The sequence below is a fragment of the Cupriavidus sp. 10L45 genome, from assembly GCF_056395225.1.
The window spans coordinates 269,074-287,839 of record NZ_JBFTJC010000004.1; the positions used below are offsets into that span (position 1 = coordinate 269,074).

At 66.4% G+C, this 18,766-nt stretch carries 17 protein-coding genes; 12 read left to right on the plus strand and 5 right to left on the minus strand.

What is annotated here, in order from left to right; all coding sequences use genetic code 11:
- Positions 1–101: 101 nt before the first annotated feature.
- The 3 genes from AC1DFU_RS09300 (at position 102) to AC1DFU_RS09310 (ending at position 3,111) form a co-directional block, all read left to right on the plus strand.
- Complete coding sequence (locus AC1DFU_RS09300) at positions 102–1,307, plus strand: pyridoxal phosphate-dependent aminotransferase (protein WP_092294652.1); 1,206 nt, start codon at positions 102–104, stop codon at positions 1,305–1,307.
- Between the two features lie 101 nt (positions 1,308–1,408).
- Positions 1,409–2,404 (plus strand): Bug family tripartite tricarboxylate transporter substrate binding protein, encoded by a 996-nt coding sequence (locus tag AC1DFU_RS09305; RefSeq protein ID WP_441592805.1) that lies wholly within the window; start codon positions 1,409–1,411, stop codon positions 2,402–2,404.
- Between the two features lie 8 nt (positions 2,405–2,412).
- Positions 2,413–3,111, plus strand: coding sequence for an RraA family protein (locus AC1DFU_RS09310; RefSeq protein ID WP_092294648.1), 699 nt, complete (start codon positions 2,413–2,415; stop codon positions 3,109–3,111).
- 7 nt (positions 3,112–3,118) lie between these two features.
- Here AC1DFU_RS09310 and AC1DFU_RS09315 read toward each other — a convergent pair whose 3' ends face one another.
- The 3 genes from AC1DFU_RS09315 to AC1DFU_RS09325 all read right to left on the minus strand — a co-directional run bounded on the left by AC1DFU_RS09315 (position 3,119) and on the right by AC1DFU_RS09325 (position 4,694).
- The gene (locus AC1DFU_RS09315) at positions 3,119–3,595 is read right to left on the minus strand and encodes a RidA family protein (RefSeq protein ID WP_441592806.1); all 477 of its coding nucleotides are present in this window, start codon (positions 3,593–3,595) and stop codon (positions 3,119–3,121) included.
- 77 nt (positions 3,596–3,672) lie between these two features.
- Positions 3,673–4,074, minus strand: coding sequence for a GFA family protein (locus AC1DFU_RS09320; protein WP_092294646.1), 402 nt, complete (start codon positions 4,072–4,074; stop codon positions 3,673–3,675).
- Positions 4,071–4,694, minus strand: a complete 624-nt coding sequence (locus AC1DFU_RS09325) for a DUF2239 family protein (RefSeq protein WP_441592807.1) — start codon at positions 4,692–4,694, stop codon at positions 4,071–4,073. Before AC1DFU_RS09325 ends, AC1DFU_RS09320 begins: the two co-directional genes overlap by 4 nt.
- 165 nt (positions 4,695–4,859) lie before the next feature.
- Between AC1DFU_RS09325 and AC1DFU_RS09330 the strand changes: the two genes are divergently transcribed.
- The 5 genes from AC1DFU_RS09330 (at position 4,860) to AC1DFU_RS09350 (ending at position 11,082) form a co-directional block, all read left to right on the plus strand.
- On the plus strand, positions 4,860–5,306 hold the full coding sequence (locus AC1DFU_RS09330) for a DUF305 domain-containing protein (RefSeq protein ID WP_092294642.1): 447 nt from the start codon (positions 4,860–4,862) through the stop codon (positions 5,304–5,306).
- 13 nt (positions 5,307–5,319) lie between these two features.
- Positions 5,320–6,792 carry a YncE family protein gene (locus AC1DFU_RS09335; protein ID WP_441592808.1) on the plus strand — a complete coding sequence of 491 codons (1,473 nt, stop codon included), beginning with the start codon at positions 5,320–5,322 and terminating at the stop codon, positions 6,790–6,792.
- A 111-nt stretch (positions 6,793–6,903) separates the two neighbouring features.
- Entirely contained in the window at positions 6,904–8,223 is a 1,320-nt protein-coding gene (locus AC1DFU_RS09340) for a nitrate- and nitrite sensing domain-containing protein (protein ID WP_092294638.1), read from the plus strand.
- 275 nt (positions 8,224–8,498) lie between these two features.
- Complete coding sequence (locus tag AC1DFU_RS09345) at positions 8,499–9,311, plus strand: formate/nitrite transporter family protein (RefSeq protein WP_092294636.1); 813 nt, start codon at positions 8,499–8,501, stop codon at positions 9,309–9,311.
- Between the two features lie 34 nt (positions 9,312–9,345).
- A complete protein-coding gene (locus AC1DFU_RS09350) occupies positions 9,346–11,082 on the plus strand; it encodes a bifunctional protein-serine/threonine kinase/phosphatase (protein WP_441592810.1) in 1,737 nt (578 codons plus the stop codon).
- A 76-nt stretch (positions 11,083–11,158) separates the two neighbouring features.
- On the opposite strand, the gene AC1DFU_RS09355 is transcribed toward AC1DFU_RS09350, so the two are convergent.
- Positions 11,159–12,415 (minus strand): epoxide hydrolase family protein, encoded by a 1,257-nt coding sequence (locus tag AC1DFU_RS09355; protein WP_092295079.1) that lies wholly within the window; start codon positions 12,413–12,415, stop codon positions 11,159–11,161.
- A 358-nt stretch (positions 12,416–12,773) separates the two neighbouring features.
- On the opposite strand from AC1DFU_RS09355, the gene AC1DFU_RS09360 reads away from it, so the two are divergent.
- From AC1DFU_RS09360 to AC1DFU_RS09375, 4 genes are all read left to right on the plus strand, one after another.
- Positions 12,774–14,030, plus strand: coding sequence for a cytochrome P450 (locus tag AC1DFU_RS09360; RefSeq protein ID WP_441592811.1), 1,257 nt, complete (start codon positions 12,774–12,776; stop codon positions 14,028–14,030).
- A 66-nt stretch (positions 14,031–14,096) separates the two neighbouring features.
- A complete protein-coding gene (gene selD / locus AC1DFU_RS09365; RefSeq protein ID WP_092294630.1) occupies positions 14,097–15,164 on the plus strand; it encodes a selenide, water dikinase SelD in 1,068 nt (355 codons plus the stop codon).
- Complete coding sequence (gene mnmH, locus AC1DFU_RS09370) at positions 15,161–16,231, plus strand: tRNA 2-selenouridine(34) synthase MnmH (RefSeq protein ID WP_441592812.1); 1,071 nt, start codon at positions 15,161–15,163, stop codon at positions 16,229–16,231. Before selD ends, mnmH begins: the two co-directional genes overlap by 4 nt.
- 141 nt (positions 16,232–16,372) lie before the next feature.
- Complete coding sequence (locus tag AC1DFU_RS09375; RefSeq protein ID WP_441592813.1) at positions 16,373–17,617, plus strand: MFS transporter; 1,245 nt, start codon at positions 16,373–16,375, stop codon at positions 17,615–17,617.
- Here AC1DFU_RS09375 and AC1DFU_RS09380 read toward each other — a convergent pair.
- Positions 17,601–18,668, minus strand: a complete 1,068-nt coding sequence (locus tag AC1DFU_RS09380; RefSeq protein WP_092294624.1) for a zinc-binding metallopeptidase family protein — start codon at positions 18,666–18,668, stop codon at positions 17,601–17,603. The genes AC1DFU_RS09375 and AC1DFU_RS09380 overlap by 17 nt on opposite strands.
- Positions 18,669–18,766 lie beyond the last annotated feature (98 nt).

Consider the following 18,766-nt stretch of genomic DNA (forward strand, 5'->3'; position numbering starts at 1 on the left):
ATCCAGGAATTTAAAGAATAGCAAAGCAATCTTATTACTCGTTTGTGGCATGCGGAGAGGGCTCACATACTGGTGTCCATCGATCCACCAGTGAACCGCCCATGCTGAAGCTTGCCGACAGACTCAACCGCATCAAACCATCCCCCAGTTCCATGGCAGGGCAGCGCGTCCGCGAGCTGCGGGCCGCCGGCCGTGATGTCATCGGCCTGACGGCCGGAGAGCCGGACTTTGCCACGCCCGCGCACATCTGCGAGGCCGCCCTGGTGACGATGCAGTCGGGCAAAACCGGTTACACCGATGTGGGCGGAACGTCCGAACTGCGAGAGGCGGTTGCGCGCAAGTTCTCACGCGAAAACGCGCTGAGCTACAGGCCCAGCGAGATCATCGTCAGCACTGGCGCAAAGCAAGTGATTTTCAACGCGATGCTATGCACGGTGCAGGCCGGCGATGAAGTCATCATTCCCGCGCCGTACTGGGTGTCCTATCCTGACATCACGCTGTTCGCGGGCGGTACGCCCGTATTCGTTCCCGGCTCGCCGGAAATGGGCTTCAAGCTAACGCCACAGTCGCTGGAGGGCGCCATCACGCCGCGTACCCGCTGGCTCATGCTGAACGCGCCGAACAATCCGAGCGGCGCGGCCTATAGCCGTGACGAACTGGTCGCGCTCGGCGAAGTCCTGAGCCGCCACCCCCATGTGTGGATCATGACCGACGACATCTACGAGCACCTGATGTACGACGGCACGGGGTTTTTCACCATCGCGCAGGTGTGCCCGCAACTGGCCGACCGGACGCTGACGATCAATGGCGTATCGAAAGCCTATGCCATGACCGGCTGGCGAATTGGCTATGCCGGCGGGCCGGCAGCGTTGATCAAGGCCATGACCAAGCTGCAATCGCAAAGCACTTCGTGCGCCAATGCCGTGGCGCAGGCCGCTGCGCTCGCCGCGCTGGAAGGGCCGCAAGACTTTATCGCGGCGAACCGCGACGTCTATCGGCAACGCCGCGACTTCGTGGTGGAAGCGCTGAACCGTATCGAGGGCATCGCGTGCAAACCGCCAGCCGGTGCCTTCTATCTCTTCGCGTCATGTGCCGGCCTTTTCGGACGCCGGACCAGCGAAGGCCTCGCCATCCGGAACAGTGACCAATGGGCAGCCTGGTCGCTTGACGCGGCCAACATCGCCTTCCTGCCTGGCTCTGCCTATGGGGTCGATACCCATTTCCGGCTCTCGTTCGCCACCAGCATGGAAGTGCTGGCAGAAGGCACCCGGCGCATTGCGCACGCGGCCGAAACCCTGCTTGCGTAGCGCCGCCACGAAGACACCTTACAAACATGCAGAGATCCGCAGAGATCCGCCGACAGTTCCGCCAGCGCAACACTTCCTCTACAACGACGAAACGAAACATCATGCGCAGCCTGCCCAGCCCCCTGATTCGCCCAGCTTTTCTGAAGCTCCTTGCCGTCTGTGTCTCGCTTGCCGCCACAAGCGTTGCGACGGCGGAGGAAGCCTGGCCAACCCGGCCGATCCGCATTCTTATCGGCTTCTCGCCGGGGGGCTCGAACGATATCGTCGCCCGCTTGATCGCGCCGAAACTTGCCGATGCGCTCGGGAAGCAAGTGCTGATCGACAACCGGCCGGGAGCGGGTGGCAACATCGCCGCCGACACCATGCTCAAGGCCCCCGCCGATGGCCATACGCTCATGATCTGCACCACAGGCATGTTGTCGATCCAGCCAAGCCTGCAAAAGATGAGCTATGACGCCCAGGCGGACATCGTGCCGGTGTCGCTGATTGCCAATACGCCATACGTGGCCCTGGTCAACGCGTCGCTGAACATCCACAACGTCAAGGAGCTGATCGCCTATGCCAAGGCGAACCCCGGCAAGCTCAACTACGCCTCTTCTGGCAATGGCACGGCGGGCCACCTCGCGGGCGAGATGCTCAAGCTGCGTACCGGGATTGATATCGTGCATGTGCCTTACAAGGGCACCGGCCAGGCCATGGCCGACCTGCTCGGTGGCCAGGTATCCCTCATATTTGACCAGCCGATCAGCTCCTTGCAGTACGCGAAGTCGGGCAAGTTGCGGGTACTCGGCGTCGCCGCCTCCCATCGGCTGGACGGATTGCCCGATGTGCCGACGTTTGCCGAAGCGGGCGTGAAGGACTTCGAGCCCGTGGCCTGGACCGGCCTGTGTGCGCCGAAGGGGACGCCGGCTCCGGTGGTCGCACGGCTGCAAAAAGAGGTGCAGCAGGTACTGCGGCAGCCCGATATCGCGCAGCGACTGCAACAGGATGGCATGGAGGTCGTGGGTAACTCGTCGGAGAAGTTCCGAGAATTCCTGAAGGCCGACAGACAGAAGTGGGCGGGCGTGATCAAGGCCGCCAACGTTACCGCAAACTGAGAATCCCGATGAAAGACAGCCAGGACTTCCGCGCCATCGTGACCGATATCGCGCGTGTATCACCGGACCTCGTAGCACGTGCTTCGCAATTCGCCTCCTCGCTGCTGGCGGATGTCAATGGCCGCCGCGGCGGCATGCACGGCCGCGTGGCGCCGCTGGATCCTCGATCCCGCTTGTGCGGGACGGCGCTCACCGTCGAGGTTCGCCCCGGAGACAACCTCATGATTCATGCCGCAATTGCGATGGCCAGACCCGGCGATGTCATCGTTGTCGATGGCAAGGCGGATCAGACGTGCGCCCTGATGGGCGCGATCATGGCGAACCAGTGCCGGGCCAAGGGCGTGGCAGGGGTCGTCCTGGACGCGGCCGCGCGGGATCGCGACGAGATTGGCGAACTGGGTTTCCCGATGTACGCCGTCGGGACGAATGCCAATGGCCCGACCAAGCTTGTCCCCGGCCTGATCAATCACCCGGTCCAATGCGGCGGCGTGACCGTACGCCCGGGCGATCTGATTGTGGGAGATGCCGACGGCGTGGTCGTGATCGAACGCGAGAAAGTCGCCACCATACTTGAACTTGCGGCGGATAAGCTGGAAGCAGAACGCAAACGGATTGCCAATATCCAATCCGGCGCGGAGACAAGCCCCGCCTGGCTTGCCTCTGCGCTATCGGCCTCGGGGGTGCTTGCGCCGGGGCAGGTGCTATAGAGCCCCACTACACAGGCCGCACCGTAAAAATAAAATCCACTTCTATCGACGCGCCTTTTGGCAATTGCAATACACCAACAGACGAGCGAGTGTGTATGCCGACGTCGCCAAGCACCGCATACAAGACGTCAGAGGCGCCGTCGGCGACTTCGCTTTGCATCGTGAAGTCTGGCGCGCTTCGCACAAATACGGTGATGCGCGGCACCGCCTGTATCGCGTCGAGCGTCCCGCAGCTTTTTTTGATGAGGGACAGGGCACGCAGCGTCGAAGTCCCTGCTGCACGACGCGCTTCGTCGAGCGAAATGGAGTCGCCCACTACGCCAACGAAGCGCACCGTTTCCCCAACTCGCGGGATTTGGCCAGCAACGTAGGCTACGTTCCCATCCACCAAAACAGGCGTGTACTTTCCACCGATCTTGATTTCCTCGTCCGGATCAAATCCGAATTCCGCCGCGATCTGCCGCAGCTTGTCGTCTCTTGTCATGAGCACCTTCACCAACGCTGTCGAAAGGGTAAAGCGTAATCGATTGCGCTGCGTTTGTCTGAGATGACGCCGGCCGTCTAATCGAATTCATCGTACTGTGGCAGTTGGTCAGTAATCGAATACCACGGCGCCTTGGAGCCCACGAAGATATGCGCACTGGGACGAATGCTGGGCGTGTCGGCGAGCGTGCCCAAGGTGACGTGGACGAAGGCGCCATCACGAACCACCGAGAACATCAGGCTTCCGCATCGCTTGCAACGGACATCGTGAGACGCCTTTGCGTCACCGAAAATCAATACCTCGTCCTCGCCTTGCGTGATCTGCAATTTTTCGCGCTCGATCCCTGCGAAGGGCTTGAACGCGGAGCCTGTCGAGCGACGACAATTTGAACAGTGGCAGTTCAACGCGTAGGCGAATTCGTCATTTACCGAGTAACGGACCGCACCGCACAGGCATCCGCCAGCGAGCAATGGTTTCATGGCTGCCTCCTGGCTTCCGCACCACCCCCAAACCCCAGCCACACCACATGCCCGCGCACGTCCTCCGGCCAGCCGGCGATCAGTTCGTCCATGCGTTGCCGGTCATCCGCGAACAGCGCGCGGGACGCTTCCTCGAAGCCCGGAAGATCCCCGGCGATGGCGGACATGAAGTGATACGCGCGCTCCCGCGCTACGCGGCGGTTATCGCCATGGGCATTGGCGCGGCGTGCCTCTTCCACGAGCTTGCGCAGCGCCACGGAGGCCCCGCCCGGCTGCTGGGCGAGCCAGTCCCAGTGGCGCGGCAGTAGCGTGACCTCGCGCGCCACGACGCCTAGTTTGGGGCGGCCCCTGCCGCGCGGCGCGTCCGGGGCGTCTTCCTGATCGGCGGCATCGGCACGCCCACCCTCCGGGCTAAAACGGGCGACGATGTCCGCATCGCTGCCGCGTGTGTCGATGTCGATGGTGCGCCCGGTGGCGTTGTCGAACACCAGCACCGGGTCGCTGGTGCCCCCCTCCATCGCCCGCCTGACCGCGAGCGCAACCACGCCGAGCGGGCCGGAGGCGAGGCGACGATGGCCTTCGAAGGCGGTATGGGACGGAAGATGATCGATTGGGCTCATGGTGGCTCCCCGTGATGACGTCCGCAATTTATACCCGGATAAAATTAAAGTCAATATTACCCGGGTATAAATTTACCCTGAGGTGGCGAGGGAATAACAGCAGGGTGTCCTGCGTTTACGGGGCATGCGGCCGCAACCAGGCCGCCACCCTTCACGAGGAGCCCCGTGCCCAGTCATCACCGATCCCCATCACCACCGCTTAGGCTCCTCCTGCCGTTATTGGCCGCCCTTGCGCTGCCCGCCGTCGCCGCCCCGCCCGCCAGCCCTGACAGCGCTGCGTTCCTGTCGGAAAGCGATACCGCCATGACAAAAATGATGGACGACATGGCGGTCAAGCCCGGCGGCAACGTCGACGAGGACTTCGTCGCGATGATGATTCCCCACCATCAGGGCGCCATCGACATGGCCATGGCCGAGCTGCGCCACGGCAAGAACGAGCAACTCCGACGCATCGCGCAGGAAATCATCGTCGACCAGTTGCAGGAGATTGCCGCGATGCGGCTCGCGCTCGGACAGCCCCTGCCCCCATCCGCGCCGGCGCCCACCCGCCCCGATCCGGCCCAATCGGCCAGCCAACCCACCACCCCCAGCCATTCCGCTCACGCGCACTGATGCGCCCACGACCATGACAAGACATTCCCTCAGGAACACCCTCTCCCTCATGCTGCTGCTCGGCGCGGCCAGCGCGGTTCTGGCCGGGCAGGCGCCGGGACCGTCGACGGCCCCTGACGTCCCCATCAGCCACCGCGACCGCCTCTATGCCGCCGAGCAGTTCTCCAACACGGTTTCCGTGACGGACCCGGCGGACAACCGGCTGCTGGGCGTCATCCGCCTGGGCGACCCTGCGCCGGGCAACTTCAGCCCGCTGTATCGCGGTCAGGTGCTGGTCCACGGGATGGGCTTCTCGCCGGATCACCGCACGCTTGCCATCGTGTCGATTGGGTCGAACTCGGTGTCGTTCATCGACACGGCTACCAACGCCGTCAAGCACGTCACCTACGTGGGACGGTCGCCGCACGAGGCGTTCTACACGCCGGACGGCAAGGAGGTCTGGGTCACCGTGCGCGGGGAGAACTACATCTCGGTGATCGACGCCGCCACGTTCCAGGAAAAGACCCGCATCACCGTGGCCGACGGCCCGGGCATGCAGATCTTCTCGCCCGATGGCAAGTACGGCTACATCTGCTCGTCGTTCAATCCGGAAACGGCCGTGGTCAGCGTGGCCGACCATCAGATCGTGGGGCGCGTGAAGCAGGAGAGCCCGTTCTGCCCGAACATCGCCGCCACGCCTGACGGCAAGCAGGTCTGGTTCACGCTCAAGGACGTCGGCAAGGCCCAGGTGTTCGAGGCCCGCCCGCCCTTCCGCCTGATCAAGACGCTGGAGACCGGCCCGATCACCAACCACGTGAACTTCGCCCACACGGCGGCGGGCGACTTCGCCTACATCACGGTCGGCGGGCTGAATCAGGTCAAGGTGTTCCGGACCGATGACTTCTCCCAGGTGGCCACGATTCCGGTGGGCAGCCTGCCGCACGGCATCTGGCCTTCGGGCGACGGCACGCGCATCTACGTGGGGCTGGAGAACGCCGACCAGCTGGCCGCCATCGACACCGCCACCAATCGGGTAGTCGCCAACGTGCCGGTCGGGCAGGCGCCGCAGGCCATCGCCTATGTGCCGAACGCCGTGCCCGAGGGCGACGGCACGCAGGGACTCCAGCCGCTGGGGGTGGCCGGGCAGACCACGCAGCTGAAGCTGCATGGCGTCGTGAACGGCAAGCCTGTGGCCACCGACCATGCGCCGACCAGCGTCACGCTGTTCGATCAGGGACTGCTCCAGGTCCTGCAGGCATCGGCCACCGGATTGCAGCCCAAGCGTCCCTACGTGCTGGCGCTCGCCACCCGCGCGGACGGCAGCGGCCCGCTGGAGCCGCTCGCCGCCTTCATGTCGAATCCGGCGGGCTCGGCCATCGTCAACGCGATTGGCCCGATCCGGCAGGTGGTGCGGGACGATGCGGGGGCCGGCGCGCGCCGCTATCTCGTGATCGCCCCGTCCGAGAACGGCAAACCCGGCGCGCCTGTGCAGGTGCAGGCGCTGTAGCCGGTCCGGGGGGCCGGGAAGGTACGGCGGATGATACAAATGGCACGACATTTGCGTAGTACCGGGCAAATGCGTAGTACCCATCCCGGCCGCGCCCACATTCCCAGAACAATGCCCCTTTCCGCCTCAACCCTCGTCCTTCGGGCCAAGCAGCTCGAAATCGAGGCCGTCCGCCTGATGGCAAGTCGCGTGGAGTTGGCCGACCTGATCGGCCAGCTGATCCACGCCTTGCAGCGTGAACGGGGGGCCAGCAGCATCTTCCTGGCCTCCGGTGGGCAACGGCTGGCGCAGGAGCGCCAGACGGCGATGGGCGAGGCGGTCCACATCGCCTCCCGGCTGGGCGAGCGCTTCGCCAGCCAGCTGGAAGCGGGCCATACGGGTACGGCGTCGATGGTGTCGTTGATGGCCTGGGTCCAGCTCGATCTGGCCACGCTGCCGGCGCTGCGCCAGTCCATCGATCAATGCCAGACCACCGCGCACGACGCCGTGGCGGCGTTCAGCCGCCTGATTGCCGCGCTGCTGGAGTTGATCTTCCATCTGGCCGATGTGGCGATGTATCCGGGCATCGCCCGGCCGCTGGTGGCCTTCGTCTACCTCGTGCAGGGCAAGGAAGCCGCCGGGCAGGAGCGGGCCGTCGGGGCGCAGATGTTCGCCTCCGGCACCTGTGCGGGCACCGCGCCGCAGCGCGTGCAGCAGTTGGTGGAAGCCCAGCAGCGCAGCTTCCAGATGTTCGAGCGCTTCGCCGACCCGTCGCTGCTCGCCGCATGGCGGCAACGGCAGGCCAGCGCCGCGGTCGCCGCGCAGGACGGCATGCGCCGCACGCTGCTGACCACGCCGCCGGGCACGGCGCTGGTGCACGACGACAGCGAGAAGTGGTTCGAAGTCTGCAGCGAGGTCATCACGGGCATGTGGACGCTGGAGATGCAGGTGGTGCAGGACCTGCGCAAGGCCTGCGAGGCGCAGATCCAGCGTTCCCAGGCCGATCTCCAGGATTCGGCCGGGCTGCTGCGCCAGCTACTGGACAACCCACCGCCCCATACCCATGCCGTCGAGCGCTTTTTCGATGTGGCCGAGCAACCCGCCGCCGCCCCTGTGCTGCCGGGCATGCCCGATGCCGGAAACGGACCCGCCGAGGTGCACGCCACCACCGTCACGTCGCTGGAGCGCCTGCTGCGCCAGCAGTCGGCGCGACTGGCCCAGACCGAAGTGGAACTCGATGCCGCCCGGCGCGCGCTCAAGGAGCGCAAGGTGATCGAGCGCGCCAAGAACGCGCTGATGGCCCGCATGGGGCTCAGCGAGGACGCCGCGTTCCGGGCCTTGCAGAAGGCGTCGATGGACAACAACCGCCGGCTGGCGGACATTGCCGAAGCCACCCTCTCGCTCACCGGCCTCGCCCTGCCCCCACAGGACGACGATCAGCACCAGGATTGAACCCGCCCGGCCGCGCGCACCAAAAGCGGGCAGCCCATGCACTACCAACGCCCCCTAGATCGTCACTTGCCCCAACCCGGCCCAACCCGGCCCCACCCGGCGGCGGGCATGGAACGTGCGTCAGCACTGACATCGGGCTGATGACGGCCCGGCAGTGCATCACCCTGTAAAGCATCAAGGATGACGGCGTCCTGTCACGTGCCGGCCAGAGGCCGGGCGGACGGACGCCGTTTGTCTTTTCTGAGCCAAACGAAGGAAACGGAGAGGAATACCCCATGGCCTATCTCGCCCCCACCGAGTTCGTCACCAAGATGGTCGATGCCGGAGAGTCCAAGCTGCTGATGTCCACGCGTGACACGCTGATCCGGTCCTATATGGCCGGCGCCATCCTGGCGCTGGCGGCAGCCTTCGCGGTGTCCATCACTGTCAACACCGGCAACGCGCTGGTTGGCGCGCTGCTGTTCCCGGTTGGCTTCTGCATGCTGTACCTGATGGGCTTCGACCTGCTGACCGGCGTCTTCACGCTCGCGCCGCTGGCCGTGCTGGACCGCCGCCCGGGCGCCACCTGGAGCGGCGTGCTGCGCAACTGGGGCCTGGTGTTCTGTGGCAACCTCGCCGGCGCCGTCACCGTGGCGTTCTTCATGGCCATCATCTTCACCTTCGGCTTCTCCGAAGCCCCGAACGCCATCGGCCAGAAGATCGGCCACATCGGCGAAGGCCGCACCGTGGGCTACGCCGCGCATGGCGCCGCCGGCATGCTGACGCTGTTCATCCGCGCCGTGATGTGCAACTGGATGGTCTCCACCGGCGTGGTGGCGGCCATGATGTCGACCTCGGTGTCCGGCAAGGTCATCGGCATGTGGATGCCCGTGCTCGTGTTCTTCTACATGGGCTTCGAGCACTCCATCGTGAACATGTTCCTGTTCCCGTCGGGCCTGATGCTGGGCGGCAACTTCACCCTCATGGACTACCTGATCTGGAATGAAATCCCGACTGTGCTGGGCAACCTGGTGGGTGGCCTGACCTTCGTGGGCATCACGCTCTACAGCACGCACTACAAGTCGGCCAGCAAGCGCGCGCTGGGCTGATCGGATCACTACCCGGTATCGAGGCGACCGCGCCATGTCCGGCGGGCTCCAGGTCAGCGTTGGCCAACACTCGGACGCTGGCCGGAAGGCGGTCAACCAGGACTTTCATGGCGTGACCCACCCCGCCGGCCACCACCGCGTGACCAAGGGCGTTGCGCTGGCGCTGGCGGACGGCATCAGCAGCAGCGCGGTCAGCCAGATCGCCAGCGCCGCCGCCGTCCGCACCTTCCTCGAGGACTACTACTGCACCTCCGAAGCCTGGACCGTGCGGCGGGCGGCGCAGTGCGTGCTGGCCGCCGTCAACTCCTGGCTCCACGCGCAGAGCCGTCACAGCGAAGCCCGCTTCGACCGCGACCGCGGCTACGTCTGCACATTCAGCGCGCTGATCTTCAAGGCGCGGGAGGCCCACCTGCTGCACGTGGGCGACGCGCGCGTCTATCGGCTGCATCGGCACACGCTGGAGCAGCTCACCGTCGATCATCGGGTCTGCGTGTCGGCCTCTGAGGCCTATCTGGGCCGAGCGCTGGGTGCGAGCCCGTCTGTCGAAATCGACTATCGGACGTGGGGCGTGGAGCCCGGCGAGATCTACCTGCTGGCCACCGACGGCGCCTACGAATACCTGGAAGCCGCCGATGTCCACCAGGCCCTGACCGCCAGCGACGACGACCTGGACCGCGCCGCGCAGACGCTGACGGCGCTGGCCCTGACGCGCGGCAGCGAGGACAACGTCACGCTGCTGCTGGCCCGTGTCGACGCCCTGCCCGAACCCGGCGCCCGCAACGCGATGGCGCAGACCGGGCACCTGACCCTGCCGCCGCCGCTCACGCCCCGCATGCAGTTCGAGGGCTACACCATCGTCCGGGCGCTGCATGGGAGCGCGCGCAGCCACGTCTATCTGGCGACGGACGACCACAGCGGACAACACGTGGCGCTGAAAACGCCTGCCGTCGATCAACGCGACGATGCGGCCCATCTGGAGGGCTTCCTGCTCGAGGAATGGGTCGCCCGACGCATCGACAACCAGCACGTGCTGCGCCCCCACGCGGCGGACCGGCCCCGCAAGCACCTGTTCGTGGCGATGGAGTACCTCGAAGGCCAGACGCTGGCGCAATGGATGATCGATCATCCCCAGCCCGACCTGGACGCCGTGCGCGGCATCATCGCCCAACTGGCCACCGGCCTGCAGGCGTTCCACCGGCGCGAGATGCTGCACCAGGACCTCCGCCCCGAGAACGTCATGATCGACCGCTCGGGCACCGTCAAGATCATCGATTTCGGCTCGGTCCACGTGGCAGGGCTGGCCGAGGCCACGCGGCCGCCCCACGCCGCCATGCCGGTCGGCACGCTGCAATACACCGCGCCGGAGTACTTCGTCGGCGATGACGGCACGGCGGCCTCCGACCTGTTCTCGCTGGCCACCCTCGCCTACCAGATGCTGACCGGCAAGCTGCCCTACGGCCTGCAAGTCACGCGCATCCGCGACCGCGCCGACGTCCGCCGCCTGCACTACACCAGCCTGCGCGAGCAGCGCCCCGAACTCCCGGCCTGGGTCGACGACACCCTGCGGCGCGCCCTGCACTCCAACGCGCTGAAGCGGCACGAAGCCCTGTCGGAATTCATCCAGGCATTGCGGGCGCCCACCGAGCCGCTCTGGCAACGCGCCACGCCCCCGCTGCTGGAGCGAAACCCGCTGCGGTTCTGGCAAGCGCTGGCGGCACTGCTGGGGGTGGCGGTGGTGGTCTTGCTGGGGCTGCGGGCAATGGGGGTGTAGCGGAATGGACGTAAAAAACCCGCCCAGCCTTGCGGCCGGACGGGAAATCGCTTCCACGGGAAGGTCGGCGAAAGCGTTAGCGCACGGGTTGGCGCACGGACTTGAATGCCGCGCGGAGTTCCTCGGCAAACAGTTGCGGCTGCTCCCAGGCGGCGAAATGCCCGCCCTTGGCAGCCTGGTGGTAGTACATCAGCGAGGGGTAGGCCTGCTTGCTCCAGCTTTCCGGCGCGCGGTAAATCTCGTGCGGGAATACGCTGATCGCCACCGGCACCTTGATCTCGCGCGTCTTCTGCGCGTCGGCGCTGAAGTTGTTGTTATTGTTTTCCCAATAGAAACGCGAGGACGAGGCGCCCGTATTCGTCAGCCAATAGAGGGTGATGTCATTCAGGATCGCGTCCCGGGACACCACGCGCTCGGGCACGCCGTCGCTGTCGCTCCATTGCACGATTTTCTCGTAGGTCCAGGCGGCCAGGCCCAGTGGCGAATCAGACAACGCGTAGCCAATGGTCTGCGGCCGGGTCACCATCATTCCGCCGTAGGCGGCATTGCGGCCGAAGAAGGTGCTCAGCGACTGGTAGGCATCGCGCTCCGGAGCGGTCAGTTCCGACGGCGGCGCATCGCCGCTGAGAATCGACTTCATCAGCGGACCCGGCACGGTGGCGGGCATATTCAGATGGATGGCCAGCAAGCCTTTCGGCGCCTGCCGCGCGAGGGCATCGGAAATGACCGAGCCATGGTCGCCACCCTGTGAAACATAGTGCGTATAACCAAGCCGCTTCATCAGGACATCCCACGCGCGCGCGGTGCGGTCCGGCCCCCAGCCCAGTTCGGTGGGCTTGCCCGAAAAGCCGTAGCCGGGAATCGACGGAATCACGACATCGAACGCGTCATCCGCCGAGCCGCCAAAGGCGGTGGGGTCGGTCAGCGGGCCAATCGTCTTGGTGAACTCGAAAATCGAGCCCGGCCAGCCGTGCGTCAGGATGACCGGCAGGGCCTTGGGGTTGCGCGATCGGACGTGGATGAAATGAATATCCACCCCGTCGATCGTCGTGACGAATTGGGGCAGCGCATTCAGTTCCTTCTCGGCCTTGCGCCAGTCATATTGGGATCCCCAATATTTGACGAGTTCCTGAACCTGCGCCGTCTGGATGCCCTGGGATTGATCGCTGACGATTTCCTTGTCGGGCCAGCGCGTGGCCGCAATCCGCTTGCGCAAATCGTCGAGCTGGCGCTGGGGCACATGCACCTTGAACGGACGAATACTCTCGTCGGTGCTGGCGCGCTGCGCGGCGGCAGCCTTCGGCGCCGAATCCGCGGCAAATGCCGGCTGCATGGCGCCGGCAAAGCCAAAAGCCGCGAGCACTGCCGCGCCAGAAATGGCCCGGCGGGCCAATGCGAATTGCCAAACGGATGGGGTCACTGCACGGGACATAAAGATTTCTCCTGGTTGATTCGCCCAATGCAAAGAAGTGGGCTTGTACGGGGCTTGTACGAACCCACGCAGTGTGACCGCCAAGTGCCCGCCCAACGTGTCGCCAATGCACGGTTTTGGCTCGCCATGTATCCTCACGCGGCCAGATACATTGCGATACAGAGTCGGATGGATGGCGCGCCGGCCGGCTGATATAAATGGCCCGAAATTCGGCACCGGTATTCCCTTCGTCCCCCTCCTCAAGACCAAGAAAAAAGTGATGAACTTCGAATCATTCGCCTCCCCCGCCTTTTTCACGAATCCGTATCCGCTGTACGACCAGATCCGCAGCGCGGGCGCCCTGCTGCCGCTCGGGCGCAACATCTTTGTCACCGGCCACTTCGCGGTCATCGATGCCCTGCTGCGCGACCGCCGCATGGGCAAGACCTACCTCCAGAGCGTGGAGGCGCGCTACGGCGAAGCCGCCACGCAGGACCCGGTGTTCCAGGCGCTGAGCCGCACCTTCCTGATGATGAATCCGCCGGCGCATACCCGGCTGCGCGCGCTGCTCATGCAGGCGTTCAACCGCAAGCAGGTGGAGGGGCTGCGAGAGATTGTCGAAACCACCACGCAGGCGCTGCTCGACCGTATCGGCGACAAACTCGGCGACAAACTCGGCGACAAACTCGGCGACAACCCCGGCGACAACCCCGAATTCGACCTGATTGCGGATTTCGCCTTGCCGCTGCCGGTGGAGATCATCTGCCGGCTGCTGAATATCCCTGCCGCCGATGGCGTCGCACTCGGCACGGCCGCCAGCCGGCTGGCCTCCGCGCTCGACCTCGCGCCGCTCAACGCCACCCAGCTCGCGGCGGCGAACCAAGCCGCGCTCGAGCTGGAGGCCTACTTCCAGACCGTGGTGGCGCAGCGGCGCGCGCATCCCGGGGAGGATCTGATCTCCAGCCTGCTCGGCGCGGAGGACGACGGCGCCACCCTGAGCGAGGCCGAGATCATCTCGAACGTGATCCTGCTGTTCGTGGCCGGCCATGAAACCACCTCGAACATGATCGGCAACAGCATGATTGCGTTGTTCCGGGCGCCCGCCGAGCTGGCGCGCCTGAAGTCGCAGTTGTCTGACGCCACGGCGGTCTCGCAAGCCGTGGCGGAATGCCTGCGCTACGACGGTGCGGTGCAGATGGTGGTGCGCACGGCGTTCGAGGACGTCACGGTCGAAGACGTGACCGTACCGCGCGGCAGCATCGTCTTTATGCTGATCGGCGCCGCCAACCGCGATCCGGCCGTGTACACCGACCCCGACCGCCTCGACCTCGCCCGCGACGCCACGCCCTCGCTCGCCTTCGGCGGCGGCATTCACTACTGCCTCGGCACCCGGCTGGCCACGCTCGAACTCGAATCGGCGATTGCCGGCGTGCTCGCCCGCTTCCCAGCCCTCCAGCCGGTTGACCTCGATCAACTGTCCTGGCACCGCCGCAACAACCTGCGCGGCGTGGAGACGCTGCGGGTTCGCACGCGGTAACGCGGGCGGCGGCTCCCCGGGGCTGGGGTATCCTTGCGTGTCCCTTCCGCACCTACCCCAGCCACCATGACCACCCCCACGCCCAGCACGCCCCCCGATATCCGCCTGACCAGCTTTTCCCATGGGGGCGGGTGCGGGTGCAAGATCGCGCCGGGGGTGCTGTCCGAGATCCTGCGGAGTAGTGGCGGGTTGCCGATGCCGCCGGAGTTGCTGGTCGGCATCGAGACCGCCGATGACGCGGCGGTCTACCAGTTGAACGACGACCAGGCGCTGATCGCGACCACCGATTTCTTCATGCCGATTGTCGACGACCCGTTCGACTTCGGCCGCATTGCCGCCACCAATGCCATCAGCGACGTCTACGCCATGGGCGGGCGGCCGATCATGGCGCTGGCGCTGGTGGCGATGCCGGTGAACCAGTTGCCGTTGGAGGTGATCGGCCGGGTGATGGAAGGTGGGCAGGCGGTGTGCCGGGCGGCCGGCATTCCGATTGCCGGCGGACACACCATCGACTCGGTCGAGCCGATCTACGGGCTGGTGGTGATGGGTCTCGCGCATCCGTCGAAGATCCGCCGCAACCGCGACGCCCGCGCCGGCGACGTGCTCGTGCTCGGCAAGCCGCTCGGCGTGGGCGTGCTGTCCGCCGCGCTGAAGAAAGGCCAGCTTGCCGATGACGGCTACGCGCGGCTGATTGACACCACCACGCGCCTGAACACCCCCGGCATGGCCCTCGCGGCGTTGGACGGCGTGCATGCGCTGACCGACGTCACCGGCTTCGGCATCGCCGGCCACACGCTGGAGCTGGCGCGCGGCGCCGGGCTGCGCGCGGTGCTGGACTGGTCCGCCCTGCCCCTGCTGCCCGAGGTGGCGGCGCTGGCCGGGCAAGGCCATGTCACCGGGGCGTCGCGCCGGAACTGGGAGGGCTATGGCGCCGAGGTGCAACTCGATGCCGGCCTGCCTGCCATCGCCCAGGCTCTGCTGACCGACCCGCAGACCAGCGGCGGCCTGCTGGTCAGTTGCGCGCCGCAGGCGGTGGATGCCGTGCTGCGCATCTTCCGGGAACAGGGTTTCGGCGAGGCCGCCGTGGTCGGCCGCATGGAGGCCGGCACCCCCGGCCTGACGGTCCGCGCATGAAGCCCGTCGTCCGTGTGGAGGATCGGCACGCCTTCGATACGCTGATCGATGCCCGCTCGCCCGCCGAGTTCGCCATCGATCACATTCCCGGGGCCGTGAACTACCCGGTGCTGGACAACGAGGAGCGCCGCATCGTCGGCACGCTCTACAAGCAGGCCGGCGCCTTCGAGGCCCGGCGGGTAGGCGGCGCGATGGTGGCGGCCAACCTCGCCCGCCATCTGCGTGAAGCCTTCGCGGATCGCCCGGCGAACTGGAAGCCGCTGATTTATTGCTGGCGCGGCGGGCTGCGCAGCGGGTCGATGACGACGTGGCTGCGCCTGGTCGGCTGGGATGCCCAGCAACTGGCCGGCGGCTACAAGTCCTGGCGCCGGCATGTCATCGACACCCTCGCCGTGCAGGCCCCGCTGCTGCCGCTGGTGGTGGTGTGCGGCGCCACGGGCAGTGCCAAGACGCGGCTGCTGCATGCGCTGGCCGCGCAGGGCGAGCAAACCCTGGACCTGGAGGGGATGGCGCGGCACAAGGGATCGCTGCTGGGCGCCCTGCCGGATCACCCCCAGCCCTCGCAGACCGCCTTCGAAACCGCCCTCGCGGCGGGGGTCGAAGGGCTGGATTTTTCGCGCCCTCTATATATAGAGGGCGAAGGCCCGCGGATCGGCCAGCTGAACCTGCCGGTGCCGCTGGTCGCCCGGATGCGCGCCGCCCCCTGCGTGGAGATCCAGGCGGCGCTGCCGGCGCGGCTGGACTTCCTGCTGCGGGACTACGCCTACCTCGGCGAGCGGCCCCAATGGCTGGCCGACCAGCTCGCGCATCTCAAGCCGCTGCATGGCAAGGACACCATCACCGCCTGGCAGGCCATGGCCCACGCCGGCAACCTGCCCCAGTTGTTCGCCGAACTGGCGACGCGGCACTACGACCCGGCCTACGCGCGCTCCCAGCGCAAGCACTTCTATGCGTGGGATGCGCGCACCGTGATCACGGCGGACGACCTGTCCCCCGAGGGGATCGTGGCCCTGGCACGGGAGATTGCAGCAAGAGAAGCGGCAAAGCGAGCAAAACAGGGCGGATAAGCCACCGCCAGCAAGCCGGGCGAACTTCCTTCACAATAGCGCCCTGACGCCACACCGGAGCACGCTGGCAGCCCCGAGGCAGGACACAGATCCCGCCCGCCAGTGCGTGGTGATCCATAAATGCTTGCGATCTCTCTCCTTATGTCCGCGCCCTCCGGAAACTTCGACACCCTACCCGACCTCTCCTCCGACTCCGACGCCTCCACCCCCCGCAACCGCTCGGCCGACCGCCGCGCGCTGCTGGCATTGGGCGTGGGCAGCTTCGCCATCGGCACCGGCGAATTCGTCATCATGGGCCTGCTGCCCGATGCCGCCCGCGACCTGGCCATCTCCATTCCCGAAGCCGGCCACCTGATCAGCGCCTACGCGCTGGGCGTGGTCGTCGGCGCCCCGCTGCTGGCCGTGCTCGGCGCGCGCTGGCCGCGCCGCAACCTGCTGATCGCGCTGATGGCGTTCTTCGCCGTCGGCAACTTCGCCAGCGCGCTGGCGCCGTCCTATGCGTCGATGATCGTCGCGCGGCTGGTGACCGGTTTCCCGCATGGCACCTACTTCGGGGTGGCCGCGCTGGTGGCCGCCGGCCTGGTCCCGCGCGAGAAACGCGCGCAGGCCGTGGGGCTGGTCATGCTCGGGCTGACCATCGCCACACTGATCGGGGTGCCGATTGCCGCCGCCATCGGCACATGGCTCGGCTGGCGCGCGGCTTTTGTGATCGTGGGCGCCATCGGCGTGCTGACGGTGCTGCTGGTGCTGGCCTGGGTGCCCTTCGTGCCGGCTGACCGCCACGCCAGCCCGCTGCGGGAGCTGGGCGCGCTGGCGCGCAAGCAGGTCTGGCTGACGCTCGGCATCGGCGCCATCGGCTTCGGCGGCCTGTTCGCCGTGTTCAGCTATATCAAACCGACCATGCTCGAAGTCGCCCACCTGCCCGCCGGCGGCATCCCCGTGGTACTGGCGCTGTTCGGCGTGGGCATGGTGGCGGGCAACCTCGCCGGCGCCAAGCTGGCGGACAAGGCGCTGATGCCGACCATCGGCGGCGTGCTGGTCTGGTCGGCGCTGGTGCTGGCGGCCTTTGTCTTCACCGCGCCGCATCCGTGGCTGGCGTCGATCAACGTGCTGCTGATCGGCACGGGCGTCGCGCTGGGACCGGCCTTGCAGATCCGGCTGATGGATGTGGCGGGGGATGCACAAACCCTGGCCGCCGCGCTCAATCACTCTGCCTTCAACCTGGCCAACGCGCTGGGCGCATGGCTCGGCGGCGTGACGATTGCCGCAGGCTACGGCTGGACCTCCACCGGCTGGGTGGGCCTGCTGCTGGCACTGGGCGGGCTGCTGGTCTTCGGGTGGTCGCTGCGCAGCACGTCCCGCCGGGGCGTTACGGCCGCTGCATAGCGGCGTCTTCCACCACGCGGTGGACGAATTCCAGCTTGGCCACCACCTGCGGGGACAGCGTGAACGGGTAGCTGTCCGGCACGCCCAGGCTCCGGTTCAGGCTGTTCAGCGCGTAGGTGAGCGGAAACCAGCGGTTCATCAGGCTGCGGAAGGACGAATCCTCCACCGGCGTCTGATCGGTCAGCGTCGGCTCCTGCGCCCCCTCGGGCCGCAGCACTAGCCCGCAGGACACGGCGGTATCGAGCGTATCGACGATATGGAGGTAGTGGGCCCAGGTTTCGGCCCAGTCCTCCCACGGATGCATGGTGGCGTAAGCGCTGATGAAGGCGTCCTGCCAGTCTGGCGGCAGGTTGCCCTCGTAGTAGTGCTGCAGGGCCGTGTTGTAGTCCACCCGCTCGTCGCCGAAGCGCGCGCGGAACGGCTCAACCCAGCGCGTGCCCACCACCAGCCGCGTGAAGTAGTAGTGCCCCACCTCGTGCCGGAAGTGGCCCAGCAGCGTGCGATAAGGCTCGTGCATGGCGGTGCGGGTCTGCTCGCGATGGGCGTCATCGGCCTCGGCGATGTTGATCGTGATGCGGCCGTTGTCGTGGCCAGTCAGGACCCTGCTGTGGTCGTCGGCGTCCTGGAGGAAGTCGAACTGCAGGCCGCCATCGGGGTCATCGTCGCGCGAGTCGATCGGCAGGTTCAGGGCCAGCAGGGTATAGAGCAGGCGCCGCTTGGCCACCTCCAGCCGGTACCAGTAGAGCCGGTTGTCCGGCACATCGAGGTTGGGGATGGTATCGGTCAGCACGCAGGACTGGCACAGGGTCTCCTCGTTGTTCGCCGGCACCATCCAGTTGCAGACCGCCTCCACGCGATAGTTATGGCAACGCCGGTAGATCGTGCCGGCCGTGTCCGGTTGCAGGCTGCGCCAACCGGCGTCGTCATCGCCCTCGAACGCGGCGATCTGGGAAATATCCGGCAGGAAACCGAGCGTGGCGTTGCAGCGCTCGCAGGTAACGTTTTCAAAAAAGACGAGGTTGCCGCAGCGATTGCAGTGGAATGTCTTCATGGTCAGAGAGTGTTGGCCAGTCGGACCCGGCCCCGGGTCAGCATATCGCAAGAGCCATGCCGGAGCGGCATGATCGACGCAAGATGACCGAAAAAGCC

Bases quoted from the DNA above. Each gene is read 5' to 3' on its own strand.
- AC1DFU_RS09375 (WP_441592813.1), top strand. From the start codon at position 16,373: ATGTCCGCGCCCTCCGGAAACTTCGACACCCTACCCGACCTCTCCTCC.
- AC1DFU_RS09325 (WP_441592807.1), bottom strand. From the start codon at position 4,694: ATGAGCCCAATCGATCATCTTCCGTCCCATACCGCCTTCGAAGGCCAT.
- mnmH (WP_441592812.1), top strand. From the start codon at position 15,161: ATGAAGCCCGTCGTCCGTGTGGAGGATCGGCACGCCTTCGATACGCTG.
- selD (WP_092294630.1), top strand. From the start codon at position 14,097: ATGACCACCCCCACGCCCAGCACGCCCCCCGATATCCGCCTGACCAGC.
- AC1DFU_RS09305 (WP_441592805.1), top strand. From the start codon at position 1,409: ATGCGCAGCCTGCCCAGCCCCCTGATTCGCCCAGCTTTTCTGAAGCTC.
- AC1DFU_RS09315 (WP_441592806.1), bottom strand. From the start codon at position 3,595: ATGACAAGAGACGACAAGCTGCGGCAGATCGCGGCGGAATTCGGATTT.
- AC1DFU_RS09345 (WP_092294636.1), top strand. From the start codon at position 8,499: ATGGCCTATCTCGCCCCCACCGAGTTCGTCACCAAGATGGTCGATGCC.
- AC1DFU_RS09310 (WP_092294648.1), top strand. From the start codon at position 2,413: ATGAAAGACAGCCAGGACTTCCGCGCCATCGTGACCGATATCGCGCGT.
- AC1DFU_RS09340 (WP_092294638.1), top strand. From the start codon at position 6,904: ATGCCCCTTTCCGCCTCAACCCTCGTCCTTCGGGCCAAGCAGCTCGAA.
- AC1DFU_RS09355 (WP_092295079.1), bottom strand. From the start codon at position 12,415: ATGCAGCCGGCATTTGCCGCGGATTCGGCGCCGAAGGCTGCCGCCGCG.
- AC1DFU_RS09300 (WP_092294652.1), top strand. From the start codon at position 102: ATGCTGAAGCTTGCCGACAGACTCAACCGCATCAAACCATCCCCCAGT.
- AC1DFU_RS09350 (WP_441592810.1), top strand. From the start codon at position 9,346: ATGTCCGGCGGGCTCCAGGTCAGCGTTGGCCAACACTCGGACGCTGGC.
- AC1DFU_RS09320 (WP_092294646.1), bottom strand. From the start codon at position 4,074: ATGAAACCATTGCTCGCTGGCGGATGCCTGTGCGGTGCGGTCCGTTAC.
- AC1DFU_RS09360 (WP_441592811.1), top strand. From the start codon at position 12,774: ATGAACTTCGAATCATTCGCCTCCCCCGCCTTTTTCACGAATCCGTAT.
- AC1DFU_RS09380 (WP_092294624.1), bottom strand. From the start codon at position 18,668: ATGAAGACATTCCACTGCAATCGCTGCGGCAACCTCGTCTTTTTTGAA.
- AC1DFU_RS09335 (WP_441592808.1), top strand. From the start codon at position 5,320: ATGACAAGACATTCCCTCAGGAACACCCTCTCCCTCATGCTGCTGCTC.